Consider the following 21,634-nt stretch of genomic DNA (forward strand, 5'->3'; position numbering starts at 1 on the left):
ATACATAACTACTTAAGCTTATATTAAAGAATTTGAAAAATGATTTATGTAAGTTATTAAATAGTTAAAATTTATAGCAATCCATATAATCAGCTTTAAAAAAGTTGAATATATTTAATTATATAATGTAGAATATAGACAAAATACTATTATAAAAATATAGATATTTTGTCTATATTTTTTTATGTAACAAATATGTAACATTATCAATGTATAATTTATATGTATTTAAGTTATACGGTGAAAAACAAGTATTTGGTGAGGGGTGAATAGATGAAAAAAATTTTAATAATAAGCTTAATAGTGGTATTTATCATTTTAGGTATGATTTGGGGGATTAACTATAGAGCTCTTAAGGAAATAGATACATCTAAGTTAGATGCATTGGAATATACCAATTATGCAGATGATATTGGAGAAGGAAAAGTTCAATTAAATTGGAAGTACATAGCAGCAATAACTGCAGTCCAAAGTAAAAACAAGATTGAACAGGTAACAGAAGAACAAATTAAACAAATAGGACAAGCTTTTATAATTAAAGAAGATAATGGTTATAAATTAAAGTCTTTAGAAGATGTATTGACTCAGTTAAATTTTAATAATAGAGAAAAGAAAAGAGTACATACTTACTTAGAACAGTTAGAGTATTTTGGTATAGTTCCAGAAAGTGTTGCAAAAGATTCAGAACAAATGAATTTTATAAATAACATAAAAGCAAGTGCAATAGAAAATTATAAAAAGTATGGTATTTTACCATCTATAACAATAGCTCAAGCAATTTTAGAATCGGACTTTGGAAGATCTGATTTAGCAATAAAGGGTAGTAATCTGTTTGGTATAAAAGCAGATGCTAATTATAGTGGGGAAAAAATAAAATTTGAAACTAAAGAGTTTCATGATTTAGTAATAGAAGATGATTTTAGAAAATATGATAATTCAAATCAATCTATAGATGATCATGGCAAATTTTTATATTCTAATGAAAGATATAAAGAAAATGGATTATTTGAGGCTAAAACTTATATAGGTCAAGCTAAGGCTTTAGAAGTTGCAGGATATAGTACAGAAGAAGACGAAAATGGTGAAAAAATATATAGTAAAAAACTTATTCAACTTATAAAAGAATATAATCTTCAACTTATAGATAGTCAGTTGAAGGAAAATTCCTAAAATAGTCTCCATATTATATGGAGGCTTATTTTTTATTGTAATAAAATAAAAAATTAAGAAATATAATTTATAGATGGGCATATTATGTATTTTAAATTTTATGAATCATATAGGGAAACAAGCTCAAATTTAAATTTATTCAATAACTTTAAAATATTTTCATACAAGATTCAGCATTGAATTCTAAATGATTCGGAGCATGTCTCACTATTTGGGGTATCCAAGTTTTGGAATGGATAATTTTAAAAGTCAACTTGGAACCCTATAGTATAATAATTTAAACATATTGGAGGGTGTTATGAAGGAGAAAAAAATAGAATGTAATAAGTACATGACAACAAATCAAGGGGCACCAATTTATAATGACAGTAATTCATTAACAGTAGGTGATAGAGGACCTACATTACTTCAGGATATACAATTAATAGAGAAGCTAAGTAATTTTAATAGAGAAAGAATACCAGAAAGAGTTGTACATGCAAAGGGTGCTGGTGCATATGGTGTTTTTAAAGTTCATAATTGTATGAAAAAATATACGGAAGCTAAATTTTTACAAGGTCAGGGTACAGAGACGGCTACTTTTGTGAGATTCTCTACAGTTATAGGCTCAAAAGGATCAGCAGATACCCTAAGAGATCCTAGAGGATTTGCTGTCAAGTTTTATACAGAAGATGGAAATTATGATTTAGTGGGGAATCATATACCAGTATTTTTTATAAGGGATGCTATGAAATTTCCAGATATGGTTCATTCTTTTAAACCTTCTCCAGATACTAATCTTCATGATCCGAATAGGTTTTGGGATTTTATAACAAACAGTCCTGAGTCTACTCATATGATTACATGGCTATTCTCAGATAGAGGAACAATAAAAAGTTATAGAAAGATAGAAGGATTTGGTGTAAATACTTATGTTTGGGTTAATAATCAGGGAGAAAGACATTTTGTTAAATATCATTGGAAGCCACTAGCAGGGCTTGAAACAATAACAAGAGATGAGTCAATGATTCTTGCTGGTACTGATCCAGATATAGCAACAAGGGATTTATACGATACTTTAAATAATGGTAAAACTATTGAGTATGACCTTTTTGTTCAACTTATGAAGGAACATGAAGAATTAGATAATGATTTTGACCCATTAGATGCAACAAAAGTATGGCCAGAAAGACTTTATCCACTTATTAAGGTTGGAAGACTTACATTAAATAGAGCACCGAAGGATTTCTTTACAGAAGTTGAACAAGCAGCCTTTTGCCCAGCAAATTTAATTCCAGGTATAGAAGCATCAAATGATAAACTTTTACAAGGAAGATTATTTGCATATCATGATAGTCAAAGATATAGAATTGGTAAAAATTTTGAGCAATTACAAGTTAATAAGCCTAAAGTTCAAGTTAATAATAATATTGAAGATGGTGCAATGAATTACCATATAAGAGAAGGAAAAGTAAATTATAAACCAAATTCTTTAAATGATAATAGACCTATTGAAAATAAAGAACAAAATAAAAATATGGTTTTTATAGAAGGAAAAATACAAAGAAATAATATACCAATAACCGATGATTTCAGTCAAGCTGGAGATAGGTATAGAGCTTTCTCTAAAATAGAGCAAGATAATTTAGTTGATAATTTAATTGATGATTTATTAAAAGTAGATAAATTCATTCAAAAAAAAGCTGTAATTAATTTTATGAAATCAGATAAAGAATTAGGTACAAGGGTAAAAGATGGATTAAAGTTATAAAGTATAATATTTGTTTAATTATTAAATAGATTTAAAAATATTGTAGTATCATAATTTAAAAAACAGTAATAAAATAAATATATATAATAAGGTATCTAAATTGATATCTTATTTTTATATGTTTTTTATGGAAATATTAAAAGTAAAAATACAAATGATATAAAAAACTTAGAATTAATAATTGGACAAGAGGAAATACTTTTATACAACTTTGAAATGAATTTTAAAATAATACAAAATAAAAATAAACAGTTAACAAAGTGTAAATAAATACATATTAAAACAGAAATTAGTTGCAAAAAATCAAAAGATGTAATATTCTGAAAAAGATAGAAAAAATAAAATAGCTATATCTAAAAAGTTAACTTGAAGAGAAGATTATGGAATAAGCTAAAAATAAATATTTATTAAAACTAATACAAATATTAAAAGTTAATGTTTATAATGTATTATATAAAGTTTTTAAAAATGAAAAGGTTTTCCTAATAATGCAAAAAAATATTGTCAAGTAAAATTTGAAATTTAATTTGAACTGGCGTAAATGATTAAATTTTCAGCAAATTGAAATTTTACTTTATTTATAGATTAAAATTTGGTATTATTATTTAAAATAGTTTTTTAATTTAATTAACTTATTAAACTTAATATACTATTTTATTAATGCTTTAGCTTATTAGCATAAGATAACTAGTGTTTAGAATATATTACTAACATAATTTAGATAAGCTATATATTAAGTTATAGTCAGTGTTTAAATGATTTCATATAAGACTAAGAATAACTGGATATGAAGGTGATAACTAATAACTAATAACTAATAAGACGCACTTGTAACTAAGAAATCCTAAGATTATAAAATTATTTTAATGAAAAATAAGGTGTAAAGTTCTAAAATTAAATACTTTATTTTCAGAAAAGTCTGTATATAATTTCGAGGTTCATAATTATACGTAATAGTTTTTATATGAATACACTTTTATAATATAAACTCAGTATATGTACCAGGATAAACACTATGTTAGTTTCAACAAACATCTTAGAAAAAGTCGCTATAGACAAATCTTTTATATATTATTATGAGACAGCTTAAAAATTGAAATTATTAACAACCTAAATTTATATAAAGGAGAATGATGTTATGAATTTACTTAATCCTGTTGTCATTTCTATTGCAGTAATGATAATTTTATGTTTATTAAAACTGAATGTTATATTGTCTTTATTGATTTCAGCTATAGTTGCTGGAATTGCAGCTAATCTAAGTATTGAACAAACTATGGGGTTGTTGGTAGGTGGAATGGGTGACAATTCTCAAACGGCACTTAGTTATTTATTGTTAGGAGCTCTTGCTGTAGCCGTAAATAAAACTGGACTTGCAAGTATATTAGCTAAGAAAATATCTACGGTAGTTAGAGGTAATAAAATTGCTTTTATATTAATTATAGCATTTATAACTTGTTTTTCTCAAAATCTTATTCCAGTACACATAGCATTTATACCAATTTTAATTCCAGCACTTATACCAATTATGAATAAACTAAAAATTGATAGAAGAGCTGTTGCATGTGCTTTAACTTTTGGGTTAAAGGCTCCCTATATAGCTATTCCAGTAGGTTTTGGACTTATATTTCAAAATATTATAAGAGACCAAATGATAGCTAACAATATAGAAGTTACGACCAGTATGGTAAGTAAAGTAATGTGGATGCCAGGAGTAGGTATGATTATTGGGCTTTTAGTAGCTGTATTTTTTAGTTATAGAAAACCTAGAGAATATAAAGATGTAATTTTAGAAGAGTTTTCAAAGGATAATGAAGATTTAAAAATGACTAGAACACATTGGCTTGTATTAGTTGCTACTATAGTTGCGTTTATAGTTCAAATTTTAACAGAGTCATTACCACTAGGTGGGTTGTGTGCGATTATAGTATTAATTGTAACGAGAGCTATTAAGTTTGATGAAGTTGATGATTTGATGAATGGCGGAATTAAAATAATGGGTTTTATAGCCTTTGTAATGCTTGTAGCTGCTGGATATGGAAATGTATTAAGGCAAACAGGAGCTGTAGAATCTTTTGTAAACTCTATAGTTTCTTTAGTGGGACAAAATCAGTTTATTGGGGCATTATTGATGCTTTTAGTAGGACTTCTTATAACTATGGGAATAGGAAGCTCCTTTGGTACTATTCCAATATTAGCAACTATATATTGTCCACTAGGAATTAAATTAGGGTTTAGTCCTTTAGCTATAATTATATTAATTGGTGTAGCTGGAGCATTAGGTGATGCAGGTTCTCCAGCATCAGATAGTACTCTTGGACCAACATCTGGGCTTAATATAGATTCTCAACATGACCATATCTGGGATACTTGTGTACCAACATTTCTACATTATAATATACCATTATTAATTATTGGTATGGTAGCAGCATTAATGCTTTAAGAAACTCTTGGACAAGTTCTATATACTTAGAAGGTTTAAAGGAACTATCTTAAAATAGAATTAAAATTCTATTTTGAGATAGTTTTTTATATATGCAATTTATATTTCAAAATTTATTGTATGTATAAAAATAAGCATTAAAAAATATTTTTCTTGACATTTTAATGCATACCTAATATTATTATTTATAAAATAAATAATGTTTTAATCCTTTGATAAGGGGGAGTAATTAAATTTAGGTTCGTTAAAGAGAGCTGGGAATGGTGGAATCTTAGCATGAAAAAATTTAATGAATGGGCCTTTGAGGAATAAAGGGAAATCTTTTTAGAGAGTACTGGTTATCGTGGGCTGCACGTTATAGCAGATAGAGTATGTTAGTACTTGAAATTAAGGGATATAGTTTTATTAAATTTATAAAATTATATAATTTAGGTGGCAACGCGGATAATATCTCCGTCCTATTAATTTAGGACGGAGTTTTTTTATTTAAAATTAAAAATCAGATGAAGGTGGTGATTTATATGAGGTGAAGGTATGGCTCTTTAATAAACAAAATTTATTTAGAAATACAATTAAGAAAAATAATTAGTATAAGGAGAGTTATAAATATGAAAAAAATTAATAAAACAGAAATATTAACAATGAACTCAATTTTATTAGCAATAGGTGCTATACTACATCAAATCACTCCAGCCATAGGATTACCAATGCAACCAGATTTTGCTTTAACTATGATGATTATAATAATAGTAATTAATAAAGATGACTATAAAACTATATTGGTATCAGCTATAATAACGGGAATATTTACTGCTATGACTACGAAATTTCCAGGAGGTCAGTTGCCTAATTTAATAGATAAGTTAGTTACAGCACATATAGTATATATATTAACAAATTTTATATGTAAAATAAGAATTTTTAATAGGATGAATAATAACTCTTTTTTAACAACAATTGTTTTATCTATAGGAACTTTAATAAGTGGAATAATATTTTTATTATCAGCTGAAATAATAATAGGATTACCAGCATCATTTAAAATACTTGTATTAACAATTGTATTACCTACTATTGCTATAAACACAATAAGTGGACTAGCTTTATATAAAATAATAAATTTGGCTTTTAAAAGAGTAAAAACTTTTAATTAAAAATTATACAGTATTTAAGCAAAAGGTATAGAGAGTTTAATTAATGGCAAACTATATTTACATTAAGTAAATTTTACATAGTTAGTTTTTAAGAGTAAAGAGATAGGTTAATTATATAAATAGGCACATTAAATCTTTATTACATATTATGTAATAGAGTGTACAAAAATAAATAATAACATTCTAGCTTTTTAGATAATTAAGATATTTTATAGAGGTGATTTAATGTATAATATGAAACCAGAAACTTTTAATCTCAATTCAGTTGAAGGTATATCCATAAGGCAACTAGAAGAACATTATAAATTATATGTAGGGTATGTAAATAAATTAAATGAAATTTGGAGCGTACCTTATATGTCTAATGATTTTACTGGTAGTAATCCAACTTATTCAAAAATGCGTAGTTTAAAACTTGGAGAAACATATGCATTGAATGGTGTGAAACTACATGAACTTTATTTTGAAAATATGACTAATGGAAATAATAACCCAAATGGTGTTTTGCTTGACGCTATAGAAAATCAATTTTCATCATATGAAAATTTTATATCATATTTTACTAATGTAGGATTGGCAGTGAGAGGATGGGTAGTTCTTTGTATTGATCCAATAGATAATAGATTGCATATAATTGGAAGCGACCTTCATGATCAAGGTGCAGTATGGCTTTCTTACCCAATATTAGTTATGGATGTTTATGAACATGCATATTTTATGGATTTTGGAACGGATAAGGCAAAATATATGGATACATTTATTAAAAATGTAAATTGGGATGTATTAAATGAAAGATTACAAAGGTATGTTGCTTCAATGAAGATTATGGAAATGAAAGAAAATAAAAGGTATGAGTAAAAAATTAAAATAGAAAATATAAGTGAAATCCCACTACTTTCTTTAAATATAGTAGTGGGACTTTTAAATTAATATTGACTCTAACCTAAGAGGAGGAATTATAATGATATAAGAGAGGTGATGATAACTTGAAAATTAGTAAGTTTGCAAATTTAACAGGTGTAACAATAAAAACACTACATTATTATGATGAAATCGGATTATTAACACCATCAAGGAAAACAGATTCAGGTTATAGAATTTATTGTGATAAAGATTTTTTAAAGTTACAACAAATTAATACTTTAAAATTTATTGGATTAACACTTAATGAAATAAAAATATTTTTAGATAATAAAGAATATGATATTGAAAATTTGATTCATATACAAAAAAAGGAATTAGGAGAAAAAAGGAAACATATAGATTCAGTTATAGAAGCTCTTAATAATGCTGAAAATCAAATAATAGAAAATAAAGTTTTAGATGTTGAAAATCTTATAAAAATTATTAAGATGACGAACATAGAATCTAAAGTAAAAGAGCAGTATGAAACGTCGGAAAATTTTGATAAAAGAGAAGACTTGCATAGTTATAACATTAATAAAACTGATTGGAATACGTGGTGTTTTGATAATATGTCATTTACAAAGAAAGCACGAATATTGGAATTAGGATGTGGAACAGGAGGGTTATGGTTAAAGAATATAAATAAAGTAAATAAAAATTGGAATATAACTTTGTCAGATTTTTCTACTGGTATGCTTGAAAAAACTAGAGAACAGTTGAAGTGCGTAGGACATAATTTTAACTATAAAGTTATTGATGCACAAAATATTCCTTATAATGATGAAAGTTTTGATATAGTCATTGCAAGACATATGTTATATCTTGTTCCTGATATAGAAAAAGTTTTATCAGAAGTGAAAAGAATTCTTGTTAAAGGTGGAGTTTTTTATGTAACTACTAATGCACCAGAAGCTATGAGTGAACTAAATGAGATTATGGATGGCTTTGACTGTAAAAGTGGGTTAGGTAGTAACGGTATGTGTGAAAGATTTGATATTATAAGTGGTAAGATATTATTAAAAAAATATTTTGCTAATGTGAAGTTAAATACTCTTTCAGGAAAAATTATAGTTGATAAGGCCAAGCCTATAGTAGATTATAAGGCATCAACAATAAAAGGTAGGAATATACTTATGGGAGAGAAAAAACAAGAATTTATAAAGTATATAGAAGATTATATTGATGAAAATGGAGCAGTATCTATAACGACAAAAGGATGTATTTTAAAAGGCGTAAAATAATTACTATTAAGTAAATCCTTATTATTAATGTAAGTTATAATTCTTATAATAAGTTTCCTTTACTTTTTTAAAAACTAGTATGAATACGGTAGTTGTTATGATATATATGTTGATATAGTGGTACTGTTATGTTTAGGGAAAGTAAATAGTGGTTTTATATTTAAAAGTTAGGCTATGTTTTTTTATATTGTTAAAATATTTATATAAATTAAAGGAGGAATAACCTCCTTTATAATTTCCTATTTCCATCATTATTAAAAATTTTTTTTAGGTGCATTTCATCAAGAATAATCATAATAACCAAACCTATTAAAATTATTATATTTTCATAACTTACGTTAATAGTTTTGGATAGTTGATTTAAAATAAATTCTAAAGCAAGATAAATGAAACCTAATATAATAAAAGTATTGGCTGAATATTTTTGTGCTACATTCCATGTATCTTCATTTTTCATTGATAATTTGGTTCTATAACCATATATACGATTGATTTTTCGCGGTGGAAAAGCTTTAAATATAAAACCAATGAATATACATATTATTCCTATAAGAGCTATCATAATTACCTCCTAAATTCATTCATAATCTAAAAATTCAATAATAAATTAATATTTCTTTCAATATTAAATTATAACATAAATTACAATATATTTATATAATGTATATAAATATAAAAGCATAACTTATATAAATATTAGATAAGTTATGCTTTATGTTATTTAGTTAATTCTTCAATGATATACTCAAAACCATATTTTCGATAATCATGCCAAAATTTTTCTCGTTTTTCTGGGAACTTTATAGATTCACTTAAACGTTGTTGTTCTGCAAGTGATTCTTCCATTGGACGGGTTTCATATTTTAATTCTTCACTGCATTTTTTAAGAAGATTAGAACCTTTTTCATTATTGATTAAAATTAAAGAAACACCTTTTTTATCATTCCATTCAGGGGAATACTTTTCAATTCCCCAATAATCTGCAATTGTAATATCAGATGCACGGTGTATGTCTGTAAATGGGCATTGCTCACAAGAAGGGCGCATAATAGTTTTGTTACCAAAGAAAAGTTGATAGAACCTTTCGTCGGTATGTATTTTTTCACTATGTGAAGTTGTAAATAGAAATGTTTTATTACTATTTTCTCTACTCCAATCAATTGTCTTGGAACGGAATTGAATACTGGTTAATTTTCCTTTATATTCTTTTTCTAATAGTCTTTTGTAATCTTCCCAAACTAAAGGGCTAGGAATACTATGACAAATCACATCACATAGGTATAAGTTTTCAACCAACGATGAATCTCCCATATACCCTCTTAATCCTGCGTTTTGACAAGGGGTTCCAGTAAATAGTACTTTTCTTTTATTCATTAAGTCTTTTTTTACCTGCTCAAAGGTATTCCCCATGTTACTTTGCACATATTTAGATATCCTCATTCGGTCTCGCTGTTCGTAATTTTCTGCTCTCTTATGTAAAACATGGAATTCATCATCAAAATCAACACCATAGACTACTCCACCTTCTTTAAGTATTGCATCAGAAATTGCTGTGAACACTCCTCCAGATGTGGAATTCATTAAAACTTCTTCACGTTTGTGTTTAGCCACTAAAAAATTAGGCACAGTCTTTTCTTTGTAATTCCCATCATAGATTATAGGGCAAATGTTTACGCAACTATGACAATCTATGCATAGTTTTTTGTCTATGACAGGATACAAAAATCCTTCTTCATCTGGTTTCATAGAAATTGCCTGTGTAGGACAAGTATTGTAACAAGCACTACAATTACAACAGTCTTCTTTTCTTAAATAAACGTTCTCCATGATAAATCTCTCCTTAGTTTTGTTAAAAACATAAATTGATTGCTAAAAATACTTATTAATAGTCATAATTTTATGTTAATATAAATTATTATACTAGGCAAATAAATTATTTATATAAATGCATAATGGAATATACTTATATTGTTTTTTTACTGTGTGGATAAGTATTTGGTATAATATGCTAATAAGTTATATAACTAAATTATTTATGTAAAGTGGAGGAGAAAATGAATATTATATATGAAAAACCAACTGCTGAGGATTATGTGAGTTTAAGAATTCGTTCTGGTATGGGAAAGAAAGATATAGAAAGAAGTCGTATTGCTATAGAAAATTCATTGTTTACAGCAAGTATTTATGATGACGATAAATTAATAGCTTTTGGGAGAGTTGTAGGAGATAATGGAATAACCTATGTTGTAAGTGATGTTATGGTTGATGAAAATTATAGAAGAAAAGGATATGCAAATAGAATAATGGATGTAATTGATGAATATTTAGATATGAATACATTTGAAGATAGTTACGTTTCTCTTATTGCAAATTCGCCTGCTGATTGTATTTATAGTAAACATAAATTTGAATATTTATCTAAAGGTAAATGTGGAATGCTACGTAATCAAAAAAAAATTTAAAATTAAAAATATTAGTATAAATGCTATTTTGTATATTTATGTAATTATGATATAATCCACCTATATATTACAATTAAGGATAATATTATGCAAAGCAGCAGTTTATTAGATTTGAAAGTAGCAATCAAAAATGGATTTTTACATATTTTTGGATCTAGTTTTATAAATAAAGTTATTGGATTTGGTGTAGGTATAATTTTACCTAGAATAATTGGAACGGATTTATTTGGTAAATATACATACGCTCAAACTATTTTAAATATGTTTTTATTATTACAGGGATTAGGGGTTGTACCAGCTATTCTTCAATATTGTAGTGGAAATTATGATAAAGATCAAAAATTATCATATTTAAAATATGGAATTAAAATAGGTATGATAAGTAATTTAGTTATATCTATTTTAATGGTATTATTTTCTGTATTTGGATCACTGCCTATTAAAGGAAGTATAACTATTTTACTATATCTAAGTGCAATACCTGTATTTTCTATAATTTTTGATATTATTCAAATTTATTTAAGAGTAATTTATGAAAATAAAAAATTTGCTATATTAAGCAATTCAAAGGTTAAATATCCAGATAAAGCTAATAAAAAGGAGTTTTTAAAATTTTCTATAGTTTTATTTCTAACCAATGCTATTTCACAATTACTTTTTCAATTAGATGTACTTTTAATTGGTAATATAATTAGAGATGCGTCTATCGTTGCAATATATAAGGCAGCTACATTAATTCCAATGAATATGCTTTTTTTACCATCATCTGTAATGATTTTTGTTTATCCTTATTTTGCAAAGCAATGCAATGATAAAAATTGGATTAAAGTAAAATATATTAAATTACAAAGATACTTAGCTATTATAAATGGTGCAATTAGCATAATTTGTATTGCGTTTGCTCCAATTATTATAAAAATTATATTCGGAAGTAAATATTTAAATTGTATAAGTGCTTTTAGGGTTTTATGGGTTGGCTATTTTATAGCAGGTACATTTAGAGTACCTAGTGGAAATGTATTATTTGCTATAAAGAAAGAAAAAGTTAACTTGTTTAATTCAATTTTTAGTGGGCTTTTAAATATAGTATTAGATATTTTGTTAATTTTAAAATTTGGATATAATGGAGCTGCAATAGCAACAGTTATTACATTTGCAATATCATCCATAATATCTAATACTTATTTATATAAATATCTGAATAGTTAATTTAGAGAAACTTAATTTTAATACTTATTTAGTAAAAAGATGGAGGAAAATATGGAAGTTAAATACGTTGTTATAATTCAATGCGATATTGCACATAAGAGGTGTAGTGGTTTTGCTTGTACTGATGCATTTTATAATAAGGATGAAATGTTTAAAGAATACGATAATAATGTAAGATATATTTCATTTACTTGTGGAGGATGCTGTGGAAAGGGAGTTGCTTCTAAATTAGAGCATTTTTCTAAAAAAGTATATAAAAAATATAATATTAATAAAGATGAAGTTGTGATTCACTTATCCTCTTGTATGGTAACTGATAATCATCATTATGATAGATGTCCCAACGTAGACTATATAAAAAATATATTGATAAAAAAAGGTTATAAAAATATAGTTGAAGGATCTTATATTAGTACTAATGCTAAAAGAAAAAGAGAAGAAAACAAGTATAATTGTTATAAATAAAGTTAATATATGCTTATATATAAGTATTATATGATGAACAAGTATTGAATAAATCGAAAAATTATTTAATGGGGGAAATAAATATGGGGTTATTGAATGAATTTATGAGTGAGAGATTGGTACTTAGAAGGTTTAGGGAGGATGACTGGAAAGATATACATGAGTATTTATCAGATGAAAAAGTAGTTAGGTTTGAACCTTACAATCCATTTTCAGAAGAAGAAAGCAAAGAGGAAGCTATTTATCGAACTAAGGATGAAGCTTTTATAGCTGTATGTTTAAAAGAATCTGGAAAAGTAATTGGTAATCTTTATTTTTCGAAGCAGGATTATGGGACTTATGAATTAGGATATGTATTTAATGCTCACTATTGGCATCAAGGTTATGCAACAGAAAGTGCAAATACTCTTATTAGTTATGCATTTGAAAAATTAAATGTTAGAAGAATTATTGCAATGTGTAATCCGGAGAATAAACCATCATGGAAGCTACTTGAAAGGGTTAATATGAGACGTGAAGGGCATTATCATCAGAATATATATTTTAAAACTAATGTTGATAATCAACCTATTTGGCAAGATACCTATGAATATGCAATTCTTAAATCAGAATGGAATAATGCTGTGAAATAGAGAATATGTGATAAATTTTAAAATACTAATTTTTTATACAATATAAAATGTAATTTAGAAAAAATTTATAATAAGGTTGAAATTAATAAAGAGTTGCTTTTATAATAAAAGTAACTTTTTTGTTTTACTTGAAAAAATATACAACTTTACAAAAAACTTAAAATATATATTATGTGTTTTATTATAATAAAATAATATATATTTATGTAATAATATATAATTTAATTTAAAAATATGGTACAATTGGTATGTATTACAAAAGAAATAAAAAATATAATTAGTAAAGAAATTTTTTATATTATAGTTAAAAAATATAAAAATAAGGTGTTTAATTAAATATTTACATCGCAAGTAATTGATATAATAAAAAATAATTTAAATTTATTTTTAAACATTCTATTTAAACTGCTAAAGTAAAAAATGCAAAAGATTAAAAAGTTTTGTAAAGAAGGGGAGTAAATAAATTGAAAAATAAAAGAATTTTAGCATTATTAATGGTAACTTGTTTAACAGTAGGAACTTTAGTGGGATGTGGAAAAAATCAAAACACAGAAACTCAAGAAAATAAAAATGTAGCAAGTGATGTGAAAAAAGATGAGGTTAAATTACAAAAATTAAATTGGTCAGAAAATAATTTTAATGCATTAAATAAGCTTATTGAAGAAAATGGAGTTAAAGGTAAAAACTATGATGCAAATAAAAAACCATATATCGTAGTAGATTGGGACAATACATCAATTTATAATGATGTAGAGGAAGCTTTATTAATATATCAACTTGAAAATTTAGAATTTAAGATGTCTCCAGAGGAATTATCAAAAGTACTTAGAAAAGATATACCTAAGGATAATTTTAATGAAAAATGTAACAATAAAGATGGACAACCTGTAAATATAGATTTAATAGCTGAGGATATAGATTCAGATTATAAATTTATTTATGAAAATTATAAAGGAATGAAGGGTGATAAAACTCTTGAAGATATGAAAAAAACTTCAGAATATAAAGATTTTATTGCTAAAACAAGATATCTATATGATTCTATAGGAAAAACATTTTCAGCAGATATAAGTTATCCATGGGTTACATATTTATTTGCAGGAATGAATGAAAACGAAGTTAAAGAATTAGCAGAAAAAGGCATTGATAATGCATTAAATGAAAAAATAGGGGTAAAAAATTTAACAAGTCCTGAAGAATTACCAGGTAAAGCAGGGGTTGTATCAGTTTCTTATAATAGTGGATTAAGAACTTTAGAAGAACAACAAAATTTATACAATACATTAATGGAAAATGGAATAGATGTATACGTGTGCAGTGCAAGTTTTGTTGATATTGTTAAAACATTTGCTTCTAACCCTAAGTATAAATATAATGTACCAGAGCAAAATATAATGGCTATGGAGCTTCAAAGAAAGGACAATGTTATAGTTCCTGAATTTAAAGAAGGATATGATCAAACTCAAGGAGCAGGAAAGACTAAAACAATAAAAAGATTTTTAGCTTCTGAAAAAGGTTATGGACCTATTCTTGTAGCTGGAGATAGTGCTGGTGATGTAGCTATGCTAAAAGATTTTGAAGATACTAAAATTGGGTTAATAATCAATAGACTTAAAGATGGTGAAATAGGTGAATTAAGTAAACTTGCTTCTGACAGTATTGGTAAGGAAGATGTAAAATATTTACTACAAGGAAGAGATGAGAATACTGGAACTTTTAGACCTTCTGAAAAATCAATAATGTTTGAACAAACTGAAGAAGGATTACTACACAAATAATTTTTAAATAAAAGGTAAAAGTAATACTAAAAATATTTAAAATATTATAAATGTTGTACAATACATGTAGATTTTTATTTAATGATGTGGTTTAAGAGAATGTTTATATTGTATCAATTTCTAGGGAGATCATTTATGATCTCCCTTAATTTATATTTCAAGTTAATTATTAATAAGGAAATAAAAGAACTTGTAAATGAAAATTCTGCAGTGGGTGTTGGTGATTCTATAACACTTTACGAAAAAAGTATTATAAATTTTATTCATAAATGAAATTGAATTTTTTATGTAAATATGAGAGGATATTACAAGTGAAAAGAAAATATATACAGAAATTATGACAATGGAAGTAGAATTATACCAATGATTTACGGTCCTAAGTAGGTTGTTTTAATATCTGGGGTAAGTAAGATTATCAAAGATAGGATAAAAGTAATTATTATAGAAAAGCATTTATGCTATTAGTACTTTACATAATATGATAGAAGGATAAATTATAATAGAGGTCTAATATAATAACTACATATAAAAATGATTTGGAGGATGAAAATGATTAAAGGAAAGAATATCAATTTAAGACCAATGACAGCTGAAGATCTTGAACTATTCTATATGTGGAATACTACACAAGAGCATATGGGACTTTATATGAATGCAGAGTTAATATATAAGGATTTATTTATTGAAGAAATGAAAAAGGCTTTAAGAACTAATTCACCATTTTATATGATTATAGAAGATAAAGATGGTATGCCTATTGGAGTGATAGATTATTTTAATTCAATAGCAAGCAAAGTTTCAATTGATTTTGGAATATTAATTGCAGTGCCTTCAAATAGGGGGAAAGGAATAGGAAGTGAAGCTATAAGTATACTGATTAATTATTTATTTAACACAAAAAGCATAATGAGAATTCAATTTATGACTAGAAGTGATAATGAAAGCATGAATTTCCTTGGGAAAAAATTAGGTTTTAAACTAGAAGGAACGTTAAGAAAATACAGCTTTGATTATGGTGAATATAGAGATTTGAATTTATTTGGAATAATAAGAGATGATTGGTGTAAGGAAAATTTAAAATAAAATTATATTTTATTGTTTTAAAATGCCTATACACATAGTTTTCTTAGTAAATTTAGGGCAATATAAGCTTTTATAATTTAGATTATGATTGATTCCCAAAATATCTTCACTAAATGTAATTTCAAAAGTTTCTACGCATTCATCACATATCCATTTATAGCTAAATGTACTTCAATGCATTAATAAAGCAATTACTGTAAAAAACAAATTAGGCTGACAACAAACAATGTAAAATTTAATATAGCTCCTACAAATAATAAAGTTAATGAAAATATTATTAATAAAATGTTAAAAATAAAATAATTTTTATGTTTCATATGAATCCAACCTATGATTTTATGACTATATTTTGCCATATATCAAAATGAAATATAGTTATAATTCACATATTTGATTTGGTGGAATAAAATGTTAATGGAAAATAGTTATTAAGAGAGGTATTTCAGTGGGATATTATGTTGAAGTAGAAGAAAATGTAAAGGTCTATGTGGAAGATCTTAATCCAAAAGGTAAAAAGACAATTGTATTTTTACATGGTTGGCCTGGAAGTCATAAACTATTTGAATATCAATTTGATCAACTTCCTAAAATGGGATATAGATGCATAGGTATAGATCAAAGAGGATTTGGTAAATCAGATAAACCTTTTAAAGGGTATGACTATAATAGATTAGCAGATGATGTTAAAGCTGTAATTGAAGCCTTAGACTTAAAAAATGTTATATTAGGAGGACATTCTACAGGAGGAGCAATTGCTATAAGATATATGGCTAGACACAATGAAGCAAGAGTGTCTAAGCTTGCACTTTTCGCAGCAGCAGCACCAAGTCTAATAAAAAGATCATATTTTCCATATGGATTAGAAAAAAAAGATGTAGATGACATAATTAAAGGAACTTATGATGATAGACCTAAGATGTTAAGAGATTTTGGAAATATGTTTTTCTTTCAACACATAACTGAAGCTTTTTCAGATTGGTTTTTCCAATTGGGGTTGGAAGCTGCAGGATGGTCTACAGCATCAGTAGCTAATTCATGGTTAAACGAAGAAGGGTTATTTTCTGATTTGGAAAAAATAAATGTTCCAACATTAATATTACATGGCATTCATGACAAGGTTTGTCTTTTCCCATTAGCTCAAGCTCAAAATCAAGGTATTAGAAACTCAAAGCTTATAGCATTTGAAAATAGTGGGCATGGATTGTTTTATGATCAGAAGGAGAAGTTTAATAAAGAATTGATACAATTTATAGAGGAATAATAATCCTAATTATTAATAAAACACCGCATTATTATATTTTAATTATACGGTGTTTTATATTTTATAAAATTAATAAAGATTAAATAATGAATTTATTTTCTTTAATAGGGTATAAGTTAACTTTAAAAATTATAACTCCCAATTATTAATTTGCTTTGTATATATTGATCTTGAAAAGAAATAGTAAATAATTTGAAGGAGTAAGTATATGCCTACTATAGTTAATAAATATATGCTTAAACTTTCACCAAGAAGATTACTTAAGGATTTTATAGCAAAGAATGTATGGCTAAAGGCTACTACAAAAGGTAAGAAAAACATTATAAAGCATTGAGTACTTATAATAGTTTTTACTTCATCCTTTGACATCCCCATTTTTTTTAGAGAGATAAACTCTTGTTTATCTTTTTGAATTTCAGTAAACATTTTAAAATATAATATGCTTCCTGTAGCTATGAAAAATAATATTGCAATGAACGTTCCTATAAAGAAAAATAATGACATACCGTTCATAAATTTAAGAAATCCTATTACTCTTTCGTTAAACATAGTTTCTTTGTCTTTAGGAACCATAGATTTAATTTGTGATACGATATCTGATGAATTTATCCAATCATTTATATTGTATCCATAGTAAACATACTTACTTTCGTCAGGAATTCTATTTAAGATTTTCTCATAATCACTATCGTTAATTATAGCCATATTTGCGTTTTTCTCATCAGAATTTATAATTCCTCCAATAATTTCATCTTTAATCTTAAATTTTTCATTTAATCCTTCTATATCTAAGTTTAAATATTCTATATTAGAAAATAATTTTTCATTTTTAGGATTCATGTTGCTATAGGAATGTATAACTATATCATCGTAATTAAGATTAAGTGGAGTTTTTCCAAATTCAGTAGCTAATATGTTATATTCACTATTAGACATAATGTAAAAGTCTTTCTTGTTACTGAAACCATTATTCATAGAATCATCTGTATTTAAGGCTTTAATTAAAATAACTTTACTTTTAAAAATTATATTATGGTCACTAGAATTTAATATAGACTCAATTTCTTCAGGTATTATTATATCATGAGAATTTAATCCACTTTCAATAAAACTTATATCTTGGGGAGAGTTTAATTGAATTTCCTTTTGCATACTTTTTTGCAAAGAATATATACAGGATGATGCTGTTAAAGTGACACTACTTAGTATTGATACAATAAATAATATTTTTGCATTATCTTTCAATTTATATATAATTTGAGATAAAGTTATCATATTAATACCTTTATAATAAATTAACTTGTTTTCTTGCAACTTATTTGTAAAATATACACTGAATTGAGAATACAATAAATAAGTTCCTGTAACTACAAGAATTAAAATAGGGAACATAGTTAAAATTATTAAAGTACTTGATGATGCAGCTATAATATATCCTAGAAAAATAAGTATTATAGATAAAATTGCTTTATATTTAGAAAACGCTGGGGAAGGCTTTGCTATCCTTGAGCCTTTTAGAAGTTCTATTATGTTATTATTTTTTACCTTATGACTTGCTACAAATCCAATCAATTGAAATAATATAATAAAGCATACTAAAGTTATAATAAGGGCCTTAGTAGATATAGAAAATGGTATTTCTAAATTAAGCTTTAAAATAGCAGAAATTGACATGAAAAATAACTTTGAGAATAATGCTCCAAATACAATCCCTGTTGCTATAGAAGCTAGAGAAACTATTAAGTTTTCAAACATAATATAGTTTCTTATTTCACTTTTAGTAAGTCCAAACATTGAAAGTAGTCCAAATTCTTTTGCTCTTGATTTTAAAAAGGTTGATATTGAATACAGAGTAAATACTACAGTGAATGTTAATATTATAAATTCGCAAAGATACATTATTTGTATTGATAGTAGTCCTAAGTTACCCATAGTTTTTATATTTTTAACTTCAGGATTAAATATAAAATTTGCAAATATAAAAAATACCATAACAACTAAAGTATTACTTAAATAGTACATTATATATTTATTTAAGTTGCCTTTAATATTTTTATAAGCAATACTACGCAAGGTCATTATATTTTCCTCCTAACATAGACAATGAATCAATAATTTCTTTGAAAAATAATTCTCTGCTACCACCTCGTACAATTTCTAAAAACTGTTTTCCATCTTTAATCATTATAATTCTTTTGCAAAAACTTGCAGCAAAAGGATCATGAGTAACCATCATAATTGTAGCATTTTCTTTATTATTTAAATTGTTTAAAGACTCCATTACATCTAAAGAAGATTTTGAATCCAAATTTCCTGTAGGTTCATCTGCAAGAATTATAGAAGGGTTATGGATAAGAGCCCTTGCACAGGCTGCCCTTTGTTGTTGCCCACCAGATGTTTCATAAGGTTTTTTGTTCAAAATATTTTTTATTCCTAAAAGTGAAGAAATTTCATCAACTCTTTGTTCTATATCTTTTAACTTAATTTTGTCTAGTACTAATGGGAGTATAATATTTTCTTTGATAGATAAGGAATCTAAAAGATTAAAATCTTGAAATATAAATCCTAATTCTCTTCTTCTAAATAAGGCAATATTTTTTTCATCTAGCTCGGTGGGATTTGTACCATTTATAAGCAATTCTCCTGAAGACGCTGTATCTATAGTAGCAAGAATATTTAATAAAGTGCTTTTTCCACTACCAGAAGGTCCCATTACACCAACAAATTCTCCTTTTTCTATATTTATATTGAATCTATCAAGGGCTTTTACAGTTAAACCACCTTTATTATTTCCATATATTTTAGTTATGTTAACACCTTTTAATAAAGACATATTTTAAACTTCCTTTCTGTTTTTCATATTGATAAGTTATTTATTAAAATAAGCTTATATATTTTAAAGTAATTAAATTTTGTCATAACCTTTATGTTTATTATAAAAAAAATAGGAAAATCAAGGTATCGATTTCCCTTTCATGCCATATTTTAGTCTTACAATATTGAAAGATTATAGTTTAAACATATTTTTACCAGGATAAAAAATAATAGAAAAAGTTGTACCTTGGTTTTCTTGGGATTCAACAAGTAAATCATGTCCAAGCTCATCACATATTTTCTTAGATAAATACATGCCCATGCCAGTTGATTCAGCGATTTTTCTGCCGTTTTTACCTGTAAAGAAAGCGTTAAATATTCTGCATAGGTCTTGGGGAGGAATACCAATACCATTGTCTGAAACTGCTAGAATAACTTTTGTTGGCTCTTGGTTTATTTTAAAGGTTATATATTTTTTATCTTTTGGGGTATCTTTAGAATATTTTATAGCATTAACAAAAATTTGATTTATCACAAATAAAACCCATTTTTTATCTGTTTCTACAATAATATCTTCATCACCAATAATTTTAGGAAATATAAAATTACGTATCAATGATTTTTTATTATGATTAATTACATTTCTGACAATAGATATAATATTAAAACTTTCTACATTAAAATCTAGATTAAACTCATTAAGTCGAGTGTTATAAAGTATCATTTCAATGCAATGGGATATTTTTTCATTTTCCTCTGATATACTATCAAATATTGTTCTGTATTCTTCGTTTTTTTGATCTTGAAGGATAAGATTTATTACAGATACAGGGGTTTTTATCTGATGTACCCATTGATTAATAAAATAGATGTATTGCTTACGTTCTTCTTCATATTTTCCAATCTTATCACCATATGTCTTATATATTTTTAAAAGAAGATTTCTATATAATCGTTGTTCTATTGTTCCAGTGCAATCTAAGTTTAGCATGTAATCTAATCCATCTTTTGAATTAATCATAAGACTCAATTGGATGTAAAAAGATTTATTTTTAAAATAATCATATAATAAAAAGATTATAAACAATACTGTTGAAACTAAAAAGGCATAAAATATATTAGTTTTAGGAAGGTTTATTTTGTTAATAATTAAAGTTAAATACATTATTAAAATAACTATTGATGTACTTACAAAGTAAATAAGTGCATATCCTATTCTATCTTTAAAAAAATCTTTTAATTTCATATTTGTCACCTACCCAAAAA

The 21,634-nt window shown here is 25.8% G+C and carries 18 protein-coding genes and 1 other annotated feature; of the genes, 13 read left to right on the plus strand and 5 right to left on the minus strand.

What is annotated here, in order from left to right; translation table 11 throughout:
- Positions 1 to 273: 273 nt before the first annotated feature.
- The 6 genes from ACYUE0_RS05040 (at position 274) to ACYUE0_RS05065 (ending at position 8,664) form a co-directional block, all read left to right on the plus strand.
- Positions 274 to 1,170 (plus strand): glycoside hydrolase family 73 protein, encoded by an 897-nt coding sequence (locus tag ACYUE0_RS05040; RefSeq protein ID WP_460269720.1) that lies wholly within the window; start codon positions 274 to 276, stop codon positions 1,168 to 1,170.
- A 298-nt stretch (positions 1,171 to 1,468) separates the two neighbouring features.
- Positions 1,469 to 2,920, plus strand: a complete 1,452-nt coding sequence (locus ACYUE0_RS05045; RefSeq protein ID WP_460269722.1) for a catalase — start codon at positions 1,469 to 1,471, stop codon at positions 2,918 to 2,920.
- Between the two features lie 1,138 nt (positions 2,921 to 4,058).
- On the plus strand, positions 4,059 to 5,363 hold the full coding sequence (locus ACYUE0_RS05050; protein WP_460269724.1) for a Na+/H+ antiporter family protein: 1,305 nt from the start codon (positions 4,059 to 4,061) through the stop codon (positions 5,361 to 5,363).
- Between the two features lie 203 nt (positions 5,364 to 5,566).
- Positions 5,567 to 5,827 (plus strand) — a binding site (T-box leader).
- Between the two features lie 144 nt (positions 5,828 to 5,971).
- A complete protein-coding gene (locus tag ACYUE0_RS05055; RefSeq protein ID WP_061995176.1) occupies positions 5,972 to 6,517 on the plus strand; it encodes a tryptophan transporter in 546 nt (181 codons plus the stop codon).
- Between the two features lie 225 nt (positions 6,518 to 6,742).
- Positions 6,743 to 7,375, plus strand: a complete 633-nt coding sequence (locus ACYUE0_RS05060; RefSeq protein WP_199870922.1) for a superoxide dismutase — start codon at positions 6,743 to 6,745, stop codon at positions 7,373 to 7,375.
- A gap of 128 nt (positions 7,376 to 7,503) precedes the next feature.
- Complete coding sequence (locus ACYUE0_RS05065; protein ID WP_460269725.1) at positions 7,504 to 8,664, plus strand: MerR family transcriptional regulator; 1,161 nt, start codon at positions 7,504 to 7,506, stop codon at positions 8,662 to 8,664.
- Between the two features lie 229 nt (positions 8,665 to 8,893).
- On the opposite strand, the gene ACYUE0_RS05070 is transcribed toward ACYUE0_RS05065, so the two are convergent.
- A complete protein-coding gene (locus tag ACYUE0_RS05070; RefSeq protein WP_460269726.1) occupies positions 8,894 to 9,226 on the minus strand; it encodes an SdpI family protein in 333 nt (110 codons plus the stop codon).
- Positions 9,227 to 9,381: 155 nt separating this feature from the next.
- A complete protein-coding gene (locus ACYUE0_RS05075) occupies positions 9,382 to 10,491 on the minus strand; it encodes a Coenzyme F420 hydrogenase/dehydrogenase, beta subunit C-terminal domain (protein ID WP_460269728.1) in 1,110 nt (369 codons plus the stop codon).
- A 227-nt stretch (positions 10,492 to 10,718) separates the two neighbouring features.
- Here ACYUE0_RS05075 and ACYUE0_RS05080 point away from each other — a divergent pair, with 227 nt between their 5' ends.
- The 7 genes from ACYUE0_RS05080 (at position 10,719) to ACYUE0_RS05110 (ending at position 17,554) form a co-directional block, all read left to right on the plus strand.
- Entirely contained in the window at positions 10,719 to 11,126 is a 408-nt protein-coding gene (locus tag ACYUE0_RS05080; RefSeq protein WP_460269729.1) for a GNAT family N-acetyltransferase, read from the plus strand.
- 87 nt (positions 11,127 to 11,213) lie between these two features.
- On the plus strand, positions 11,214 to 12,335 hold the full coding sequence (locus ACYUE0_RS05085) for an oligosaccharide flippase family protein (protein ID WP_460269730.1): 1,122 nt from the start codon (positions 11,214 to 11,216) through the stop codon (positions 12,333 to 12,335).
- A gap of 51 nt (positions 12,336 to 12,386) precedes the next feature.
- Positions 12,387 to 12,800 carry a CGGC domain-containing protein gene (locus ACYUE0_RS05090; RefSeq protein WP_460269731.1) on the plus strand — a complete coding sequence of 138 codons (414 nt, stop codon included), beginning with the start codon at positions 12,387 to 12,389 and terminating at the stop codon, positions 12,798 to 12,800.
- Between the two features lie 83 nt (positions 12,801 to 12,883).
- On the plus strand, positions 12,884 to 13,432 hold the full coding sequence (locus tag ACYUE0_RS05095) for a GNAT family N-acetyltransferase (protein ID WP_460269732.1): 549 nt from the start codon (positions 12,884 to 12,886) through the stop codon (positions 13,430 to 13,432).
- 464 nt (positions 13,433 to 13,896) lie between these two features.
- The gene (locus ACYUE0_RS05100; protein WP_460269733.1) at positions 13,897 to 15,210 is read left to right on the plus strand and encodes an HAD family hydrolase; all 1,314 of its coding nucleotides are present in this window, start codon (positions 13,897 to 13,899) and stop codon (positions 15,208 to 15,210) included.
- 549 nt (positions 15,211 to 15,759) lie between these two features.
- A complete protein-coding gene (locus ACYUE0_RS05105; RefSeq protein WP_460269734.1) occupies positions 15,760 to 16,293 on the plus strand; it encodes a GNAT family N-acetyltransferase in 534 nt (177 codons plus the stop codon).
- Positions 16,294 to 16,732: 439 nt separating this feature from the next.
- The gene (locus tag ACYUE0_RS05110) at positions 16,733 to 17,554 is read left to right on the plus strand and encodes an alpha/beta fold hydrolase (protein ID WP_460269776.1); all 822 of its coding nucleotides are present in this window, start codon (positions 16,733 to 16,735) and stop codon (positions 17,552 to 17,554) included.
- Between the two features lie 129 nt (positions 17,555 to 17,683).
- Here the strand turns inward: ACYUE0_RS05110 and ACYUE0_RS05115 are convergent, their stop codons facing one another.
- The 3 genes from ACYUE0_RS05115 to ACYUE0_RS05125 all read right to left on the minus strand — a co-directional run bounded on the left by ACYUE0_RS05115 (position 17,684) and on the right by ACYUE0_RS05125 (position 21,614).
- Complete coding sequence (locus tag ACYUE0_RS05115; protein WP_460269735.1) at positions 17,684 to 19,633, minus strand: FtsX-like permease family protein; 1,950 nt, start codon at positions 19,631 to 19,633, stop codon at positions 17,684 to 17,686.
- Positions 19,620 to 20,387, minus strand: a complete 768-nt coding sequence (locus ACYUE0_RS05120; RefSeq protein ID WP_460269736.1) for an ABC transporter ATP-binding protein — start codon at positions 20,385 to 20,387, stop codon at positions 19,620 to 19,622. The genes ACYUE0_RS05115 and ACYUE0_RS05120 overlap by 14 nt, the downstream gene beginning before the upstream one ends.
- Before the next feature lie 174 nt (positions 20,388 to 20,561).
- On the minus strand, positions 20,562 to 21,614 hold the full coding sequence (locus tag ACYUE0_RS05125; RefSeq protein ID WP_460269738.1) for a sensor histidine kinase: 1,053 nt from the start codon (positions 21,612 to 21,614) through the stop codon (positions 20,562 to 20,564).
- Positions 21,615 to 21,634 lie beyond the last annotated feature (20 nt).

The organism is Clostridium sp. CTA-19 (assembly GCF_054767855.1).

Coding starts and splice junctions, on each gene's coding strand:
- ACYUE0_RS05040 (WP_460269720.1), top strand. CDS start 274: ATGAAAAAAATTTTAATAATAAGCTTAATAGTGGTATTTATCATTTTA.
- ACYUE0_RS05045 (WP_460269722.1), top strand. CDS start 1,469: ATGAAGGAGAAAAAAATAGAATGTAATAAGTACATGACAACAAATCAA.
- ACYUE0_RS05050 (WP_460269724.1), top strand. CDS start 4,059: ATGAATTTACTTAATCCTGTTGTCATTTCTATTGCAGTAATGATAATT.
- ACYUE0_RS05055 (WP_061995176.1), top strand. CDS start 5,972: ATGAAAAAAATTAATAAAACAGAAATATTAACAATGAACTCAATTTTA.
- ACYUE0_RS05060 (WP_199870922.1), top strand. CDS start 6,743: ATGTATAATATGAAACCAGAAACTTTTAATCTCAATTCAGTTGAAGGT.
- ACYUE0_RS05070 (WP_460269726.1), bottom strand. CDS start 9,226: ATGATAGCTCTTATAGGAATAATATGTATATTCATTGGTTTTATATTT.
- ACYUE0_RS05075 (WP_460269728.1), bottom strand. CDS start 10,491: ATGGAGAACGTTTATTTAAGAAAAGAAGACTGTTGTAATTGTAGTGCT.
- ACYUE0_RS05080 (WP_460269729.1), top strand. CDS start 10,719: ATGAATATTATATATGAAAAACCAACTGCTGAGGATTATGTGAGTTTA.
- ACYUE0_RS05085 (WP_460269730.1), top strand. CDS start 11,214: ATGCAAAGCAGCAGTTTATTAGATTTGAAAGTAGCAATCAAAAATGGA.
- ACYUE0_RS05090 (WP_460269731.1), top strand. CDS start 12,387: ATGGAAGTTAAATACGTTGTTATAATTCAATGCGATATTGCACATAAG.
- ACYUE0_RS05095 (WP_460269732.1), top strand. CDS start 12,884: ATGGGGTTATTGAATGAATTTATGAGTGAGAGATTGGTACTTAGAAGG.
- ACYUE0_RS05105 (WP_460269734.1), top strand. CDS start 15,760: ATGATTAAAGGAAAGAATATCAATTTAAGACCAATGACAGCTGAAGAT.
- ACYUE0_RS05115 (WP_460269735.1), bottom strand. CDS start 19,633: ATGACCTTGCGTAGTATTGCTTATAAAAATATTAAAGGCAACTTAAAT.
- ACYUE0_RS05120 (WP_460269736.1), bottom strand. CDS start 20,387: ATGTCTTTATTAAAAGGTGTTAACATAACTAAAATATATGGAAATAAT.
- ACYUE0_RS05125 (WP_460269738.1), bottom strand. CDS start 21,614: ATGAAATTAAAAGATTTTTTTAAAGATAGAATAGGATATGCACTTATT.